13 protein-coding genes, 1 tRNA gene and 1 pseudogene are annotated in these 17891 nt (G+C 60.5%); 1 reads left to right on the plus strand and 14 read right to left on the minus strand.

What is annotated here, in order from left to right; genetic code table 11:
* The 4 genes and pseudogenes from ATC00_RS33165 to rpsL form a co-directional block, all read right to left on the minus strand.
* A pseudogene (locus tag ATC00_RS33165) lies at positions 1-81 on the minus strand (GTP-binding protein); the annotation flags it as partial.
* Positions 82-152: 71 nt separating this feature from the next.
* Positions 153-2252, minus strand: a complete 2100-nt coding sequence (gene fusA, locus ATC00_RS00495) for an elongation factor G (RefSeq protein ID WP_037382918.1) — start codon at positions 2250-2252, stop codon at positions 153-155.
* Positions 2253-2281: 29 nt separating this feature from the next.
* Positions 2282-2752, minus strand: a complete 471-nt coding sequence (gene rpsG / locus ATC00_RS00500; protein WP_037382916.1) for a 30S ribosomal protein S7 — start codon at positions 2750-2752, stop codon at positions 2282-2284.
* Positions 2753-2809: 57 nt separating this feature from the next.
* Complete coding sequence (gene rpsL / locus ATC00_RS00505) at positions 2810-3181, minus strand: 30S ribosomal protein S12 (RefSeq protein ID WP_003507760.1); 372 nt, start codon at positions 3179-3181, stop codon at positions 2810-2812.
* 578 nt (positions 3182-3759) lie between these two features.
* On the opposite strand from rpsL, the gene ATC00_RS00510 reads away from it, so the two are divergent.
* The gene (locus ATC00_RS00510) at positions 3760-4056 is read left to right on the plus strand and encodes a hypothetical protein (protein ID WP_037382921.1); all 297 of its coding nucleotides are present in this window, start codon (positions 3760-3762) and stop codon (positions 4054-4056) included.
* Positions 4057-4153: 97 nt separating this feature from the next.
* On the opposite strand, the gene rpoC is transcribed toward ATC00_RS00510, so the two are convergent.
* From rpoC to ATC00_RS00560, 10 genes are all read right to left on the minus strand, one after another.
* Positions 4154-8359: a DNA-directed RNA polymerase subunit beta' gene (gene rpoC / locus ATC00_RS00515; RefSeq protein WP_037382913.1), complete on the minus strand. Its 4206-nt coding sequence runs from the start codon at positions 8357-8359 to the stop codon at positions 4154-4156.
* 186 nt (positions 8360-8545) lie between these two features.
* On the minus strand, positions 8546-12688 hold the full coding sequence (rpoB, locus tag ATC00_RS00520) for a DNA-directed RNA polymerase subunit beta (protein ID WP_064251622.1): 4143 nt from the start codon (positions 12686-12688) through the stop codon (positions 8546-8548).
* A gap of 266 nt (positions 12689-12954) precedes the next feature.
* Entirely contained in the window at positions 12955-13338 is a 384-nt protein-coding gene (gene rplL / locus ATC00_RS00525) for a 50S ribosomal protein L7/L12 (RefSeq protein ID WP_037382910.1), read from the minus strand.
* A 58-nt stretch (positions 13339-13396) separates the two neighbouring features.
* The gene (gene rplJ / locus ATC00_RS00530) at positions 13397-13915 is read right to left on the minus strand and encodes a 50S ribosomal protein L10 (protein WP_064251623.1); all 519 of its coding nucleotides are present in this window, start codon (positions 13913-13915) and stop codon (positions 13397-13399) included.
* A 328-nt stretch (positions 13916-14243) separates the two neighbouring features.
* Positions 14244-14942 carry a 50S ribosomal protein L1 gene (gene rplA, locus ATC00_RS00535; RefSeq protein ID WP_064251624.1) on the minus strand — a complete coding sequence of 233 codons (699 nt, stop codon included), beginning with the start codon at positions 14940-14942 and terminating at the stop codon, positions 14244-14246.
* Positions 14943-14946: 4 nt separating this feature from the next.
* Entirely contained in the window at positions 14947-15375 is a 429-nt protein-coding gene (rplK, locus tag ATC00_RS00540; protein WP_034858872.1) for a 50S ribosomal protein L11, read from the minus strand.
* 217 nt (positions 15376-15592) lie between these two features.
* The gene (gene nusG / locus ATC00_RS00545) at positions 15593-16123 is read right to left on the minus strand and encodes a transcription termination/antitermination protein NusG (protein WP_018239477.1); all 531 of its coding nucleotides are present in this window, start codon (positions 16121-16123) and stop codon (positions 15593-15595) included.
* A gap of 17 nt (positions 16124-16140) precedes the next feature.
* Complete coding sequence (gene secE / locus ATC00_RS00550) at positions 16141-16341, minus strand: preprotein translocase subunit SecE (protein WP_012707741.1); 201 nt, start codon at positions 16339-16341, stop codon at positions 16141-16143.
* A 195-nt stretch (positions 16342-16536) separates the two neighbouring features.
* Positions 16537-16612: transfer RNA gene (locus ATC00_RS00555), tRNA-Trp, on the minus strand.
* Between the two features lie 149 nt (positions 16613-16761).
* Entirely contained in the window at positions 16762-17661 is a 900-nt protein-coding gene (locus ATC00_RS00560; RefSeq protein ID WP_037382902.1) for an NAD-dependent epimerase/dehydratase family protein, read from the minus strand.
* Positions 17662-17891 lie beyond the last annotated feature (230 nt).

A 17891-nucleotide genomic window follows, 5' to 3' on the forward strand; every position in this document is an offset into this window, starting at 1 on the left:
CGACGTCTTGCCATGGTCAACGTGGCCAATCGTGCCGATGTTGACGTGCGGCTTGTTGCGCTCGAATTTGCTCTTTGCCATTTTCGGCTCTCCGTTTCCTGTCCCTTAGAGGGGAAATCTTTTCATTCTGTTTCAGCGCGGGGATATTCCGGTCACTTCTGACCGGAATACTTCGCCTGGATTTCCTGCGCGACGTTCGACGGAACCGGCGCGTAGTGATCGAACAGCATCGTGTACTGAGCGCGGCCCTGCGACATCGAGCGCAGGTTGTCGACGTACTTGAACATGTTCGCGAGCGGCACGTGGGCATTGATCACCACGGCGACGCCGCGCGATTCCTGGCCCTGGATCTGACCACGGCGAGAGTTCAGGTCGCCGATCACGTCACCGACGTAATCTTCCGGCGTTACCACCTCGACCTTCATGATCGGCTCGAGGAGCTGAGCACCGGCCTTCTTCGCTGCTTCACGGAAGCATGCACGCGAAGCGATTTCGAACGCCAGAACCGACGAGTCGACATCGTGGAACGCGCCGTCGATGAGGGTCGCCTTGACGCCCAGCATCGGGAAGCCGGCAAGCGGACCCGACGACAGAACACTTTCGATGCCCTTCTGAACGCCCGGAATGTATTCCTTCGGAACCGCACCGCCGACGATCTTGGATTCGAAGACGAAGTCCTCGCCTTCCGGGTTCGGCTCGAAGACAAGCTTGACGCGGGCAAACTGGCCGGTACCACCGGACTGCTTCTTGTGCGTGTAGTCTTCTTCGTGCTGACGCGTGATCGTCTCACGGTAGGCAACCTGCGGAGCACCGACGGATGCTTCGACCTTGAACTCGCGACGCATGCGGTCGACGATAATGTCGAGGTGAAGCTCGCCCATGCCGGCAATGATGGTCTGGCCGGATTCCTCGTCGGTCTTGACGCGGAAGGACGGGTCTTCTGCAGCCAAGCGGTTGAGCGCGAGGCCCATCTTTTCCTGGTCGCCCTTGGTCTTCGGCTCGATGGCGATCTGGATGACCGGCTCGGGGAATTCCATACGCTCGAGGATAACCGGCTTCAGCGGATCGCAGAGCGTATCACCGGTGGTGGTTTCCTTGAGGCCCGCAAGAGCAACGATGTCGCCGGCAAAGGCTTCTTCGATGTCTTCACGCGAGTTGGAGTGCATCTGCAGCATGCGGCCGACGCGCTCGCGCTTTTCCTTGACCGTGTTCATCACCGACGTGCCCTTTTCGAGCTTGCCGGAATAGATGCGGGCGAAGGTCAGCGAACCGACGAAGGGGTCGTTCATGATCTTGAACGCCAGCATCGAAAGCGGCTCGTTGTCGTCGGCCTTACGGCTGATTTCGCCTTCGGTCTTGACGTCAATGCCCTTGATCGCCGGAATATCGACGGGCGACGGCAGGTAGTCGACAACGGCGTCGAGCAGCGGCTGAACGCCCTTGTTCTTGAAGGCCGTACCGCAGAACATCGGGTGGAACTTCACGTCGATGGTGCCGCGACGAACCAGTTCACGGATCTTGTCGTTGTCCGGATAGGTGCCTTCCAGATAGGCTTCCATAGCCGCTTCGTCGATCTCGACAACCGTCTCGATCAGCTTTTCGCGGTATTCTTCAGCCTTTGCCTGCATGTCGGCCGGAATTTCGACGACGTCCCACTGGGCGCCGAGCGACTCGTCGCGCCAGACCAGCGCGTTCATTTCGATGAGATCGACAACGCCCTTGAATTCGCTTTCAGCGCCAATCGGCAGCTGCATGACGACCGCGGTTGCGCCGAGACGGGTCTTGATCATCTCAACGGAGCGGTAGAAGTCCGCGCCGGTCTTGTCCATCTTGTTGCAGAAGATCATGCGCGGAACGTTGTACTTCTCGGCCTGGCGCCAGACGGTCTCCGTCTGCGGCTCGACGCCGGCGTTGGCATCGAGAAGAGCGATGGCGCCGTCGAGAACGCGCAGCGAACGCTCGACTTCGATGGTGAAGTCGACGTGACCGGGGGTGTCGATGATGTTGAAGCGACGCGTCTTGCCGTCACGGCCCTTCCAGAAGGTCGTGGTGGCTGCAGACGTGATCGTAATGCCGCGTTCCTGTTCCTGCTCCATCCAGTCCATCGTCGCGGCGCCGTCGTGGACTTCGCCGATCTTATGGGACTTGCCGGTGTAGTAGAGGATGCGCTCGGTCGTCGTCGTCTTGCCGGCGTCGATGTGCGCCATGATACCGAAATTTCGGTAGTCTTCGATTTTATATTCGCGAGCCATGGGTGACTGCCTTTCGAGACGTGTTGCCGTTACCAGCGATAGTGCGAGAACGCACGGTTGGCATCGGCCATCTTGTGCGTGTCTTCGCGCTTCTTGACGGCGCTGCCACGGTTGTTTGCTGCGTCCATGAGTTCGCCGCAGAGGCGATCGACCATGGTCGTTTCGTTGCGCTTGCGTGCGGCCGCGATCAGCCAGCGGATGGCGAGGGCCTGGCGACGCTCCGGCCGAACATCGACCGGCACCTGGTAGGTAGCACCACCGACGCGGCGCGAACGCACTTCGACATGCGGAGCAATGTTGTCGAGAGCCGAATGGAACACGCCGATCGGCTCCTGCTTCAGCTTAGACTGGACTGCTTCGAAGGCACCATAGACGATGCTTTCTGCGACGGATTTCTTACCGTCCAACATGATTGCGTTCATAAACTTCGTGACGACCAGATCACCGAACTTCGGATCCGGGTTGATCTCACGCTTTTCTGCTCTATGGCGTCGGGACATACTTTTCGTCTCTCAACTTTTTATCTAGTGACCAGCGAAATGGCGCCGGTTGCGATGTTATTTCGGACGCTTGGCGCCGTACTTCGAACGACGCTGCTTGCGATTCTTCACACCCTGCGTATCGAGAACGCCGCGGATGATGTGGTAACGGACACCCGGAAGGTCCTTCACGCGGCCGCCGCGGATCATCACCACGGAGTGCTCCTGAAGGTTGTGGCCTTCACCGGGAATGTAGCCGATCACTTCGAAGCCGTTCGTCAGGCGGATCTTTGCAACCTTACGCAGAGCCGAGTTCGGCTTCTTCGGGGTCGTCGTGTAGACGCGGGTGCAAACGCCGCGCTTCTGCGGGTTTTCCTGCAGAGCAGGAACCTTGTTGCGCTTTACCTGTGCCTGACGCGGCTTGCGGATCAGCTGGTTTACGGTAGGCATGTAACCATCCCTTGCAAAAACTTGTCTCGTTACCCTCTCGGGCGGATCGGTACCGAACGCCTATGAAATGCGCAAAACGAGGGCCGATCCGCCTTTTCGCAGATGGCCCCAACAAAAGCAGAGGACGCACTATTTCGCGCGTCTTGCGTGCAGCATTTTTGTCTTCAGCGTGCGTTTGAACCTTGTTTGAGGCGAACTCCAGAACGCGACGTTCCGAACCAGCCAGCCTCACATGGGCTCTGATGCGGCGGGGTGTACTGATTTCAGGTCGATCCGTCAAGGGCAATTAACAAATAATCTCGCTCTTGCAGCCCTGATATGCCTGAGAAACAAGGCTTTGCGGCACGCTTCCTGCTTCCGGAGCAGGAACGTGGCGCATTGAACATCGCCTTGGTCTCTGCCGTTAAAGAATCGGTAACACCAAGCGGCGTTTCCACGAACTGTGAGTCGGCCCAATTCTCCGGACGCATTGCAACCCGGCGAAATTCCGCTTCTCAAGAAGAATGGCCTCTCCTATTTCCTTCGCGAGGCGGGGAAACCGGGTTAAGGTGACCCGCAATCCGAACGAGGACTTTCCGATGCCCATCATGCCCGACAACGACAATTCACCAGAAGAGCCGCTGGTCTTCGTCATCATCGGCCGCGCCTACGAGAACGACCGCGACGAAGGGGGCGTGGAAATTCATGTGATGCTCCGGGCGCCGGACGACGACACCGCCGTGCGAGAGGCTCTCAACGCGCTTGCGGAGGAAGGCTTCTTCCAAGCGGATCTCGATCAGATCGGCACGCTTACCGACATTCCCGACGAGGAGCCGCATGCGTCTGCCTACCAGGGTGCGCTCGAGGGCGAGGTGTCGATCATCCGATTCGGCTGACGCAAACTTTAATGGATGAAACGTCAAAGCCGCCCGGACCTAGTCCGGGCGGCTTTTCAATTGGCTAAGAGAGTGGCAACCACCCTCTCCTTTCCGATCATTCGGCCGCAGCGTTTTCGTTCGCCATGTCGGCGAGCATCGGCGTCGCGGCATCCGCACCCGTACCCTTGCGGCGCTCTTCGAGAATCAACTCGTCGCGCGCCGTGGCGATGCGGCGGATCTGCGTCATCGTGCCACCGGTGCCGGCCGGGATGAGGCGACCGACGATGACGTTTTCCTTGAGACCCTGCAGGCCGTCCGTCTTGCCGGCAACCGCGGCTTCCGTAAGCACCTTGGTGGTTTCCTGGAACGATGCGGCCGAAATGAAGGACGGCGTCTGCAGCGAGGCCTTGGTGATGCCGAGGAGAACCGGATCGCCGTAGGCAGGCTTCTTGCCTTCGGCAAGCAGCGCGTCGTTGACGTCCTCAAGCTCGATGCGATCGACGTTGTCGCCGACGATGTAGCTTGAGTCACCGGCGTCGGTGATTTCCACCTTTTGCAGCATCTGCCGGACGATCACCTCGATGTGCTTGTCGTTGATGACAACGCCCTGCAGACGATAGACTTCCTGGATCTCGTTGACGAGGTAGGACGCAAGCGCCTCCACGCCCTTGATCGCCAGGATGTCATGCGGCGCCGGGTTGCCGTCGAGGATGTAGTCGCCCTTCTCGATGTAGTCGCCGTCCTGAAGATGGAAGGGCTTGCCCTTCGGGATCAGGTACTCGACTGGTTCGACGCCGTCTTCCGCCGGCTCGATCAGCACGCGACGCTTGTTCTTGTAGTCGCGGCCGAAGCGAACCGTACCATCGATCTCGGCGATGATGGCGTGGTCCTTCGGACGGCGTGCCTCGAACAGTTCGGCAACGCGCGGCAGACCACCGGTGATGTCCTTGGTCTTGGCGCTTTCGAGCGGCGAACGGGCAAGAACGTCGCCCTGGCTGACCTTCTGCCCCGGCTCGACCGAAAGGATCGCATCGACCGAGAGCATGAAGCGGGCCTCGCCGCCGCGGGACAGCTTGGTAATGCTGCCGTTCTTGTCCTTGATGACGATCGCCGGCTTCAGGTCCGTGCCGCGCGGCGTCGAACGCCAGTCGATGACCTGGCGCTTGGTGATGCCGGTCGATTCGTCCGTGGATTCCAGAACCGAGATGCCGTCGACGACGTCTTCGAAGTGAACGGTACCTTCCACTTCCGTCATCATCGGACGGGTGTAGGGGTCCCACTCGGCGAAACGCTGGCCGCGCTTCACCTTGTCGCCGTCGTCGACGAAGATCTTCGAACCATAGGCGACGCGCTGCGAGGAGCGCTCGACACCGCGTTCGTCGAGGATCTGGATCGCCATGTTGCGGCCCATCGCGACCAGTACGCCATCGGAGTTGCGCAGCATGTTGCGGTTCTTGATCTGGACCGTACCTTCGTAAGACGCTTCCAGGAACGACTGGTCAACCACGGTCGCCGTACCGCCGAGGTGGAAGGTACGCATGGTCAGCTGCGTGCCCGGCTCACCGATCGACTGCGCCGCGATGACACCGACCGCTTCACCCATGTTGACGGGCGTACCGCGGGCCAGGTCACGGCCGTAGCAGACGCCGCAGACGCCGGTCTGGATCTCGCAGGTCAGCGCCGAACGAATACGGACGGACTGGATGCCGGCCTTTTCGATCACGGCGACGTCGGCCTCGAGGATCATCTTGCCGGCGTCGACGATGCGTTCGCCGGTGACCGGATTGTCGATGTTGTCGAGCGCCGTACGTCCGAGGATACGCTGGCCGAGGGAGGCGACGACCTGACCGGCATCGACGATCGCCGTCATGGTCAGGCCCTTGTCGGTGCCGCAATCGACATGCGTGACGATGCAGTCCTGCGCGACGTCGACGAGACGGCGGGTCAGGTAACCGGAGTTCGCGGTCTTCAAGGCGGTGTCCGCCAGACCCTTACGGGCACCGTGCGTCGAGTTGAAGTACTCGTTCACGGTCAGGCCTTCCTTGAAGTTCGAGATGATCGGCGTTTCGATGATCTCGCCCGACGGCTTGGCCATGAGGCCGCGCATGCCGCCCAGCTGGCGCATCTGGTTCGGCGAACCACGAGCACCCGAGTGCGACATCATGTAGATCGAGTTCATCGGCTTCTGGCGGCCATTGTCGTCAAATTCGACCGCCTTGATGCGCGCCATCATCTCTTCGGCAACCTTTTCGGTTGCCTTGCCCCAGGCGTCGACGACCTTGTTGTACTTTTCGCCCTGGGTAATCAGGCCGTCATTGTACTGCTGCTCGTATTCCTTCACGAGCGCTTCCGTGTCGCCGACGATCTTCACCTTGGTGTCCGGGATCACCATGTCGTCCTTGCCGAACGAAATGCCGGCGCGGCAGGCATGCGAGAAGCCGAGCTGCATGATCCGGTCGCAGAAGATCACCGTGTCCTTCTGACCGCAGTGGCGATAGACCGCGTCGATCATCTTGGAGATGTTCTTCTTGGTCATCTCCTGGTTGCAGATCTCGAACGGAACATTCGGGTTCTTCGGCAGGAGTTCGCCGATGATCATGCGACCGGGCGTCGTCTCATAGATCTTCGAGACCGGGTTGCCCTCGGCGTCGATGCTCTTGTAGCGGCCGCGAATCTTGGCGTGCAGGGTGACGGCCTTGGTCTCCAGCGCATGGTGCAGTTCGCCCATGTCGGAGAAGGCCATGCCTTCACCCGGCTCGTTCTGGTTCATGATCGACAGATAGTAGAGGCCGAGAACCATGTCTTGCGACGGAACGATGATCGGTGCGCCGTTTGCCGGATGCAGGATGTTGTTCGTCGACATCATCAGCACGCGGGCTTCAAGCTGGGCTTCGAGCGACAGCGGCACGTGAACGGCCATCTGGTCGCCATCGAAGTCGGCGTTGAAGGCGGTGCAGACGAGCGGGTGCAACTGGATCGCCTTGCCTTCGACTAGGATCGGCTCGAAGGCCTGGATGCCCAGGCGGTGCAGCGTCGGCGCGCGGTTCAGGAGCACCGGATGCTCGCGGATGACCTCGTCGAGGATATCCCAGACTTCCGGCTTTTCCTTTTCCACAAGCTTCTTCGCCTGCTTGACGGTCGAGGAGAAGCCCTTGGCGTCGAGGCGGGCGTAGATGAACGGCTTGAAGAGCTCGAGCGCCATCTTCTTCGGCAGGCCGCACTGGTGCAGCTTGAGCTCCGGACCGGTCACGATGACCGAACGGCCGGAATAGTCGACGCGCTTGCCGAGCAGGTTCTGGCGGAAGCGGCCCTGCTTGCCCTTCAGCATGTCAGAGAGCGACTTCAGCGGACGCTTGTTGGCACCGGTGATGACGCGGCCGCGACGGCCGTTGTCGAACAGCGCATCGACGGATTCCTGCAGCATGCGCTTTTCGTTGCGTATGATGATGCCCGGCGCGCGCAGTTCAATCAACCGCTTCAGACGGTTGTTACGGTTGATCACGCGGCGGTAGAGGTCGTTCAGGTCCGAGGTCGCGAAACGGCCGCCGTCAAGCGGCACGAGTGGACGCAGGTCCGGCGGGATCACCGGAACGACCTTCATGATCATCCACTCCGGACGGTTGCCGGACTCCATGAAGTTCTCGACGATCTTCAGCCGCTTCATCAGCTTCTTCTGCTTCAGATCCGAGCTCGTCTCGGCCATTTCGGCGCGCAGATCACCGGCGATCTTCTCGAGATTCATCGAGGCGAGCATCTCGTAGATCGCTTCGGCACCGATCATCGCGGTGAACTGGTCTTCGCCGAACTCGTCGACGGCGATCATGTACTCTTCTTCGCTGAGGAGTTGGTTCTCCTTCAGCGACGTCAGGCCAGGTTCGGTGACGATGTAGTTTTCGAAATAGAGGACGCGCTCGATATCCTTCAGCGTCATGTCGAGCAGCGTCGCAATGCGGCTCGGCAGCGACTTCAGGAACCAGATGTGGGCAACGGGCGCGGCGAGCTCGATATGGCCCATGCGCTCGCGGCGAACGCGCGATAACGTCACTTCGACGCCGCACTTTTCGCAGATGATGCCCTTGTACTTCATGCGCTTGTACTTGCCGCACAGGCACTCGTAGTCCTTGATCGGACCGAAGATGCGCGCGCAGAACAGACCGTCGCGCTCGGGCTTGAAGGTGCGGTAGTTGATCGTCTCCGGCTTCTTGATCTCACCGTAAGACCAGGAAAGAATCTTCTCCGGCGACGCGATCGAAATCCGGATGGAATCGAAGGTCTGTGCAGGCACCTGCGGATTGAAAAGATTCATGACCTCTTGGTTCATGCCTGTCTCCTTTGCGGGCTTTACGCCCTGAGCTTGGCGAGGGTGCCGGCAAATCCCGGGCGCCGACCCCTGCCCCATAAACAGCTAAAACCGCATCGCGTGCGGCCCTGTTCCTGCCGCGGGCAAACCGAATGCCCGGCGGCGGAAACGGTGCGCGCCGCTTCGCGGCACGCACCGGATATCCACTTACTCCGCCGCGTCCGGCAGCTGCGCCGCAGTGCCGACATCGTCGACCTTGGAGTTTTCCAACTCCACCGACAGGCCGAGCGAGCGCATTTCCTTGACGAGAACGTTGAAGCTCTCCGGAATGCCCGCCTCGAACGTATCGTCGCCTCGGACGATCGCCTCGTAGACCTTGGTGCGGCCGGCCACGTCGTCCGACTTGACGGTCAGCATTTCCTGCAGCGTGTAGGCGGCGCCGTAGGCTTCGAGCGCCCAGACCTCCATTTCGCCGAAGCGCTGGCCGCCGAACTGCGCCTTGCCGCCCAGCGGCTGCTGGGTGACGAGCGAGTACGGACCGATCGAACGGGCGTGGATCTTGTCGTCGACGAGGTGGTTGAGCTTCAGCATGTAGATGTAGCCTACCGTCACCTGACGGTCGAACGCGTCACCGGTACGTCCGTCATAGAGCGTCGATTGGCCCGTCACCTTCAGGCCGGCCTTTTCCAACATCTCGTTGACGTCGGCCTCGACCGCGCCGTCGAAGACCGGCGTCGCGATCGAAACGCCGCGGCGGGTCTGCTCGGCCAAGCGGACGATCGATTCATCATCGTACTGCTTGATCGGCTCGCCCTTCGGACCTGATCCGATGACGTCGTCGATCGTCTGACGCAGCGGCTTGATGTCGCCACTCTCGTGGTAGGCCTCGAGCATTGCGCCGATCTTCTTGCCCATGCCGGCGCAAGCCCAGCCCAGATGCGTCTCGAGGATCTGACCGACATTCATGCGCGACGGCACGCCGAGCGGGTTCAACACCACGTCGACATGGGTGCCGTCTTCGAGGAACGGCATGTCTTCGATCGGTACGATCCGCGACACGACGCCCTTGTTGCCGTGACGGCCGGCCATCTTGTCGCCCGGCTGGATCTTGCGCTTCACGGCGACGAAGACCTTGACCATCTTCATGACGCCCGGGGGCATCTCGTCGCCGCGCTGGACCTTCTCGACCTTGTCCATGAAGCGCTGTTCGAGGCGCGACTTGGATTCGTCGTACTGGGCGCGAAGCGCTTCGATCTCGCCCTGAGCCTTCTCGTCTTCGACGGCGAACATCCACCACTGCGAGCGCGGATATTCGCTGACGACGGCATTCGAAAGCTCGGTGCCCTTCTTGAAGCCCTTCGGGCCGGCAACGGCAACGTGACCGCGCAGCATATCGATCAGGCGCGCATAGACGTTGCGGTCGAGGATCGCCTGCTCGTCGTCGCGGTCCTTGGCGAGGCGTTCGATCTCCTCGCGTTCGATCGCCATGGCGCGCTCGTCCTTCTCCACGCCGTGGCGGTTGAAGACGCGAACTTCGACGATCGTACCGAAGGTGCCCGGCGGCATGCGCATCGACGTATCGCGGACGTCCGACGCCTTTTCGCCGAAGATGGCGCGCAGAAGCTTCTCTTCCGGCGTCATCGGGCTTTCACCCTTCGGCGTGATCTTGCCGACCAGGATGTCGCCCGGCTGAACTTCGGCGCCGATATAGACGATGCCGGCTTCGTCAAGGTTCTTCAGCGCTTCTTCCGAAACGTTCGGGATGTCGCGCGTGATTTCTTCCGGACCGAGCTTGGTGTCGCGTGCCATGACCTCAAATTCCTCGATATGGATCGAGGTGAACACGTCATCGCGCACGATCCGCTCGGAGAGCAGGATCGAGTCTTCGTAGTTGTAGCCGTTCCAGGGCATGAAGGCGACGAGCGCGTTGCGGCCGAGCGCCAGATCGCCGAGATCCGTCGACGGGCCGTCGGCAATGATGTCGCCCTTGTTGACCAAGTCACCGACGGTGACCAGCGGACGCTGGTTGACGCAGGTGTTCTGGTTCGAACGCTGGAACTTCTGCAGACGGTAGATATCGACGCCCGACTTCGACGGATCGAGGTCTTCGGTGGCGCGGATAACGATACGCGTCGCATCGACCTGGTCGACGACGCCGCCACGGCGGGCGGCAATCGCAGCACCGGAATCACGCGCAACGACCGATTCCATACCGGTACCGACGAACGGCGCCTCGGCTCTCAGCAACGGCACAGCCTGACGCTGCATGTTCGAGCCCATCAGCGCGCGGTTGGCGTCGTCGTTCTCGAGGAACGGAATGAGCGCCGCGGCGACCGAAACGAGCTGCTTCGGCGAAACGTCCATCAGGTTGATGTTGTCGCGCGGCGCCAGCATAACTTCGCCGGCGTGACGGCAGACGACGAATTCTTCCGCGAAGGAGTTGTCGTCGTTCAGCACCGAGTTGGCCTGTGCGACGTGATACTTCGCCTCTTCCATCGCCGACAGATAGACCACGTCCCCGGTCACCTTGCCGTCGACGATCTTGCGGTACGGGCTCTCGATGAAGCCGTACTTGTTGACGCGGGCAAAGGTCGCAAGCGAGTTGATCAGACCGATGTTCGGGCCTTCCGGCGTCTCGATCGGGCAGATGCGGCCGTAATGGGTCGGATGCACGTCGCGAACTTCGAAGCCGGCGCGCTCGCGCGTCAGACCACCCGGGCCAAGAGCCGAAAGGCGGCGCTTGTGGGTGATTTCAGACAGGGGGTTCACTTGGTCCATGAACTGCGACAGCTGCGAGGAGCCGAAGAATTCGCGAACGGCGGCGGCGGCGGGCTTCGCGTTGATCAGATCCTGCGGCATGACGGTGTCGATCTCGATCGACGACATGCGCTCCTTGATCGCGCGCTCCATGCGCAGGAGACCCAGGCGATACTGGTTCTCCATCAGTTCGCCGACCGAGCGGACGCGGCGATTGCCGAGGTTGTCGATGTCGTCGATCTCGCCCTTGCCGTCACGCAATTCGACCAGCATCTTGACGACCGCCAGGATGTCTTCCTTGCGGAGCGTACGGACCGTATCCGGCACGTCGAGGTCGAGACGCATGTTCATCTTGACGCGGCCGACGGCCGAGAGGTCGTAGCGCTCGGCGTCGAAGAACAGCGCGTTGAACATGGCTTCGGCCGAATCCATGGTCGGCGGCTCGCCCGGACGCATGACGCGATAGATGTCGAACAGAGCGTCCTGACGGTTCTCGTTCTTGTCGGCGGTCAGGGTATTGCGGATATAGGCGCCGACATTGATATGGTCGATGTCAAGGACCGGGATCTCGTCGAAGCCGGCCGATAGAATGACCGGCAGCGTCTTCTCGTCGATCTCGTCGCCGGCTTCCAAGTAGATTTCGCCGGTTCCGAGGTTGACGACGTCCTCGGCAAGGTAGTTGCCGTAAAGGTCGTCATCGGTCGCCTTCAGCGCCTTCAGGCCCTTTTCCTGCAGCTGACGCAGCAACCGCGGCGTCAACTTCTTGCCGGCCTCGACGACCACTTCGCCGGTGTCGGCATCGATCATGTCGGCGAGCGTCTTCTGGCCCTTCAGCGCATCCGGCTGGAACGGCACACGCCAGCCATCGCCATCGCGCTGGTAGAGCGACTTCGTGTAGAACGTGTCGAGGATTTCCTCGCCGTCCATGCCGAGCGCCATCAGCAGCGACGTCACCGGAATCTTGCGGCGGCGGTCGATACGGGCGTGGACGATGTCCTTGGCGTCGAATTCGATGTCGAGCCACGAACCACGATACGGAATGACGCGCGCGGCGAACAGCAGCTTGCCGGAGGAATGGCTCTTGCCCTTGTCATGATCGAAGAAGACGCCCGGCGAACGGTGCATCTGCGAAACGATGACGCGCTCGGTGCCGTTGACGATGAAGGTACCGTTGTCCGTCATGAGCGGCATGTCGCCCATGTAGACGTTCTGTTCCTTGATGTCCTTGATCGACTTCGCGCCGGTATCCTCGTCGATATCGAACACGATCAGGCGCAGGGTCACCTTGAGCGGTGCCGCATAGGTCAGGTCGCGCTGGCGGCATTCCTCGACGTCGAACTTCGGCGGTTCGAATTCGTAGGACACGAATTCGAGCATCGAAGCGCCCGAAAAATCCTTGATCGGAAATACCGACTTGAAAACAGCTTGAAGTCCCTCGTCGGGACGCCCGCCTGCGGGCTCTTCGACCATGAGGAACTGGTCGTAGGACGCCTTCTGAACCTCGATGAGGTTCGGCATCTCTGCGACTTCGGGGATCTTTCCAAAAAACTTGCGTACGCGCCTACGACCGTTGAACGAAAGGGTCTGAGCCATCGTCGCTCCTTGTCAATCTTGCATCCGGGCCTGCAACGGACGGGAACCGATGGCCAGTCGATCCCGTCGATCAAATGAGTCGTTCAATCTCGTCAAGCTTTCGAAAGACGCCAGCACGGATTGCTGTGCTATCCTTCAATCGCGACCATCCTCTTGAAGAACCCATTACCCAAAAGCCGTTTTCGACAGGCTTTTGGGTAATATGTTCCAAAAACGGTCAAAGAGAGGCGGCCCAAAGGGGCCCCCTCCCTTCGCATGTGGTCGAATTACTTGACGTCAACCTTGGCGCCAGCGTCTTCGAGCTTCTTCTTGAGGTCGGCAGCTTCAGCCTTGGAAACTGCTTCCTTGACAGCCTTCGGAGCGCCTTCGACCAGGTCCTTGGCTTCCTTGAGGCCGAGGCCGGTGATGGCGCGGACTTCCTTGATGACGTTGATCTTGTTCGCGCCGGCATCCGTCAGGATGACGTCGAACTCGGTCTTCTCTTCTTCTGCAGCGGCAGCAGCGCCGCCAGCAGCACCGCCGACGGCAGCAACGGCTACCGGAGCAGCGGCGGAAACGCCCCACTTTTCTTCGAGCAGCTTGGAAAGCTCAGCAGCTTCCAGGACGGTCAGCGAGGAGAGGTCTTCAACGATCTTTGCGAGATCAGCCATTTTACTTTTCCTTTTGTTCGGTTCGAACTGGTTTTAATTACAACAGCGAAATTCCGCCTCAGGCGGCTTCGTCCTTCTTGGCATAGGCCGAGAACACGCGGGCAAGCTGGCTTGCCGGTGCTGCGACAACCGTCGCGACGCGGGTTGCCGGGGCATTGAGAAGGCCCAGCAGCTTCGCGCGCAGCTCGTCCAGCGAAGGCAGGGTCGCGAGCGACTTGACACCTTCGGGGTTGAGCGTGGTTGTCCCCATGGCGCCGCCCAGAACAACGAGCTTGTCGTTGGTCTTGGCGAAATCCACGACGACCTTCGGAGCCGTTACGGGATCGGCGCTGTAAGCGATCAGCGTCTGTCCCTTGAAGAGATCGGTCATCCCTTCAGACTCCGTGCCCTGAAGAGCGATCTTGGCCAGGCGGTTTTTCGCGACTTTGACGGTGCCGCCAGCAGCGCGCATCTTCGAACGGAAGTCGTTCATCTGCGCAACTGTGACACCAGCATAGTGGGCCACGACAACCGAACCGGAAGCCTTGAAGACTTCGTTCAGCTCCGTGACGAATTCGCGTTTTTCCGCTCTTTCCACTGTCTGTCTCCAGTTGGCAGGGTTGCTCATCGCAGCCCTGCCGGGTTTGCCTTTGTCACCCGGGATCATGCTCGATCCCAAGCAACGCTTAAGGATCCTGTCCCTTGGCGTTCCCGGGAGAGCCGGGTCTGACACAAGGCAAGCGAGGTTCGAACCGAATTTCGACGCCTGCGGCGTCACTTGAAATCCAGATCTTACCCGTCTCATGCGGGCAATGGTGATTAAGGTAGAACCACCCGCAATCTCGGACAGGAATTCCGGGCCGGATGCCCGGATATTTCCGGCCCCGAAAGGCCGGAAATTCGGTTTGGGCCGAAGCCCGGAATTATCAGGCGACGCTGAGCGTTGCCGGGTCGATCTTGAGGCCTGGGCCCATCGTCGAGGAGATGGCCACGCGCTTGACGTAGTTGCCCTTGGCGCCGGTCGGCTTCGCCTTGATCACCGCATCTGCGAAGGCGCGGATGTTCTCTTCCAGCGCCTTGGCATCGAAGGATGCCTTGCCGACGCCGGCGTGAACGATACCGGCCTTCTCAACGCGGAACTCGACGGCGCCGCCCTTCGAAGCCTTGACGGCCGCGGCGACATCCATGGTGACGGTGCCGACCTTCGGGTTCGGCATCATGCCGCGCGGGCCGAGAACCTTACCGAGGCGGCCAACGAGCGGCATCATGTCCGGGGTGGCGATGCAGCGATCGAAGTCGATCTTGCCGCCCTGAACGATTTCGACCAGATCTTCCGCGCCGATGATGTCGGCGCCGGCAGCCTTGGCCTCATCGGCCTTCGCACCACGGGCGAAAACGGCGACACGAACCGAGCGACCGGTGCCGTTCGGCAGGTTGACGACGCCGCGGACCATCTGGTCGGCATGGCGCGGGTCGACGCCGAGGTTCATCGCCACTTCGATCGTCTCGTCGAACTTCGCGGTCGCACGCTCCTTGACGAGCGTAACGGCTTCGGTGAGGCCGTAGATCTTCGCCGGATCGATGCCCTCACGGGACTTCTGTACACGCTTTGCAATCTTCGCCATGGTCTTAGCCCGTCACTTCCAGGCCCATGGAGCGGGCGGAGCCCTCGACCATTGCCATTGCGCCTTCGATATCGGCAGCGTTGAGGTCCTTCATCTTGGCCTCGGCGATCGTGCGGATCTGGGCCTTCGAGATCGAGCCGGCCTTTGCCTTGCCCGGGGTCTTCGAACCGGACTGGATCTTCGCTTCGCGCTTCAGGAAGTAGCTGACCGGCGGCTGCTTCATGACGAAGGTGAAGGACTTGTCCTGGTAATAGGTGATGACGACCGGAATCGGCATACCCTTTTCCATTTCCTGCGTGGCGGCGTTGAACGCCTTGCAGAATTCCATGATGTTAATGCCGCGCTGACCAAGCGCAGGACCGATCGGCGGCGACGGGTTCGCCGAGCCGGCCTTGACCTGCAGCTTGAGCTGGCCTGCAACTTTCTTAGCCATTTCTCTCTGCCTCTCTTTGCCCCGCCCGGCAAAACCGAAGCGGGAACTGTTCAGCCGGTTGCCCGGCTTCCTTGCCGGTCGATTGACCGGCGGCTGCGGTTGCGTGGTGCGGACGTACCGATCCGGCTAAGACCGGCTCCCTCCCACGCGCATGCGGATCGCTCCGCCGGAGCAGGCCGACATGTCAGCCTGCCCATTCTCATAAACTTGCGTTCTTTCAGACCTTCTCGACCTGGCCGTATTCCAGCTCGACCGGCGTGGCGCGACCGAAGATCGACACCTCGACCTTCAAGCGCGAGCGCTCCTCGTCGACATCCTGCACGATGCCGTTGAAGGAGGCGAAAGGTCCATCCGACACGCGAACCTGCTCGCCGATCTCGAACGAGACCGAAGGCTTCGGACGCTCGACGCCATCCTGAACCTGGCCGAGGATGCGATCCGCCTCATGGTCCGGGATAGGCACCGGCTTGCTGTCCGTGCCAAGAAAACCGGTCACTTTTGGCGTGTTCTTGATGAGGTGGTAAGCCTCGTCCGTCAAATTCGCCCGCACGAGAACATAGCCCGGGAAGAACTTCCGCTCGGAATCGACCTTGCGGCCGCGGCGAACCTCGACGACCTTTTCGGTCGGAACGAGAATCTTCTCAAACAGATGCGAGAGGCCCTTCTGCCTCGCCTTCTCCTCGATCGATTCGGCAACCTTCTTCTCGAAATTCGAATAGGCGTGAACGATATACCAGCGCGCAGCCATCTAACTCTCCACCCAAATCAAGCGCCAACGTTGAGGATCAGGCTCATCAGCCAACCCATCAACTGGTCCGCACCAAAGAAGAAGGCGGCGGCAAAAGAGACCATGACGAAGACCATCAGCGTCGAGATCGTCGTCTCGCGCCGCGAAGGCCAAGTCACTTTTGACGTTTCGGAGCGTACCTGCTGCAGAAACGTGAATGGATTCGTTTTGGATGCCATAAAATGCTCACGCCATTACGGCGCGTAAAGCCGATGTGTCAGCCCCACGCACCGCGTGTCTGTTTGGACCCTACATAAAGACCGATTCCAAAAACCACAAGAGCCGATCGGTCTTTTTTGTGAATATCTGAACGGCCGCGCCGCCCGTCCCGCATTCTGGCCGAATTCAATAAAGAGGGCAAGAACGAGGGAAAGTGGCAGGGGCAGAGGGGCTCGAACCCCCGACCTGCGGTTTTGGAGACCGCCGCTCTACCAACTGAGCTATACCCCTAGACGAGACACACAACCGCGACCGGATGCATTCTCAAGCCTGCGGCTTCTTATTCAGTTTGCCGCGGGCTTTCAAGCGTATTTGCAGCAAAAGCGCAAAAAGTGCCAAGAAAATTTTCTCGTGGCGCCGGTGCCTCCAGCGCACAGGCGCTACGCATCAAGCTTTACGTATTTCCGCCAATCGTGCTCCTCCTTGAAGCCGAGTACCTCACGGATCTTTCTGTTCGACAGCAGCCCTTCGAACTCCCCGATCTCCCGGGTGAAGGGCACATTCGGGTAGAACTGCCTGGCAAGCTCGCGGGTCGGCGTATTGGCCGACACGGTGTCGTTGCAGGCGTTGAAGACCGCGAAGCCGAGCCCGTCCTTTTCGATGCAAAGCTTGGCGATCTGCCCCAGGTCTCGCGCATCGATATAGCTCCAGGCGATCCGCTTGCGGATCTCCGGATGCGCGAAAAAGTGCGGAAAGCGCTCGTATTCGTGCGGTTCGATCACATTGCCGATGCGCAGTGCATAGATGTCGAAGCCGGTCCGCTCCGCGAAGGCGCGCGCGGTCTTCTCGTTCACCACCTTCGAGAGCCCATAGGAGTCCATCGGATCGACGTCGTAATCCTCCTCCAGCGGGAAGCTGTGGAAATCGCGATGACCTTCGGCAAAGCAGACCCCGTAGGTGGTCTCGCTCGACGCAACGATGATCTTGCGGATGCCGAGCTTCACGGCCGCCTCGATGACGTTGTAGGTCCCCATCACATTGACCCGGAAGGTCTCGTTGTCCGGCTTGATGAGGATGCGCGGAATGGCGGCGAAGTGGACGACGGCATCGAAGGGTTGCGGCCCCCTGCCCTGATCCATATCGGGAAAGTCCCGATGCATCGACAGCGCGTTGAACATCTGGCCGCTGTCGGTGATGTCGGCGATCAGGTTGGTGACGCCAGGGCTGTCGAGCGGAACGAGGTCGACATTGTGCACTTCATAGCCGGCCTCGACGAGATAGGGCACGGCATGGCGACCGGCCTTGCCGGCGCCGCCGGTAAAGAGAATCCGCTTCTTCACGATCTGCTCCTCCGCCTTTGACGACGCAGGAACCTGCCATCCCGGCGAGTTAGATTCAAGTTGCGAGAGCGACGAACAGCAGAAACACAGGACCCCGCGGTTTCCCGCGGGGTCCTCGAAAACCGGCTCAAGCCGATTTGTTGTTACTTGACGATGGAGGCGACGATGCCGGCGCCGCGTGCAAATCGCGCTTGCGCGCCATTTGCACCTTCTTTGCTGCCGTCGGCAGC

The sequence above is a fragment of the Sinorhizobium americanum genome, from assembly GCF_001651855.1.
GTDB classification, from domain to species: Bacteria; Pseudomonadota; Alphaproteobacteria; order Rhizobiales; family Rhizobiaceae; genus Sinorhizobium; species Sinorhizobium americanum.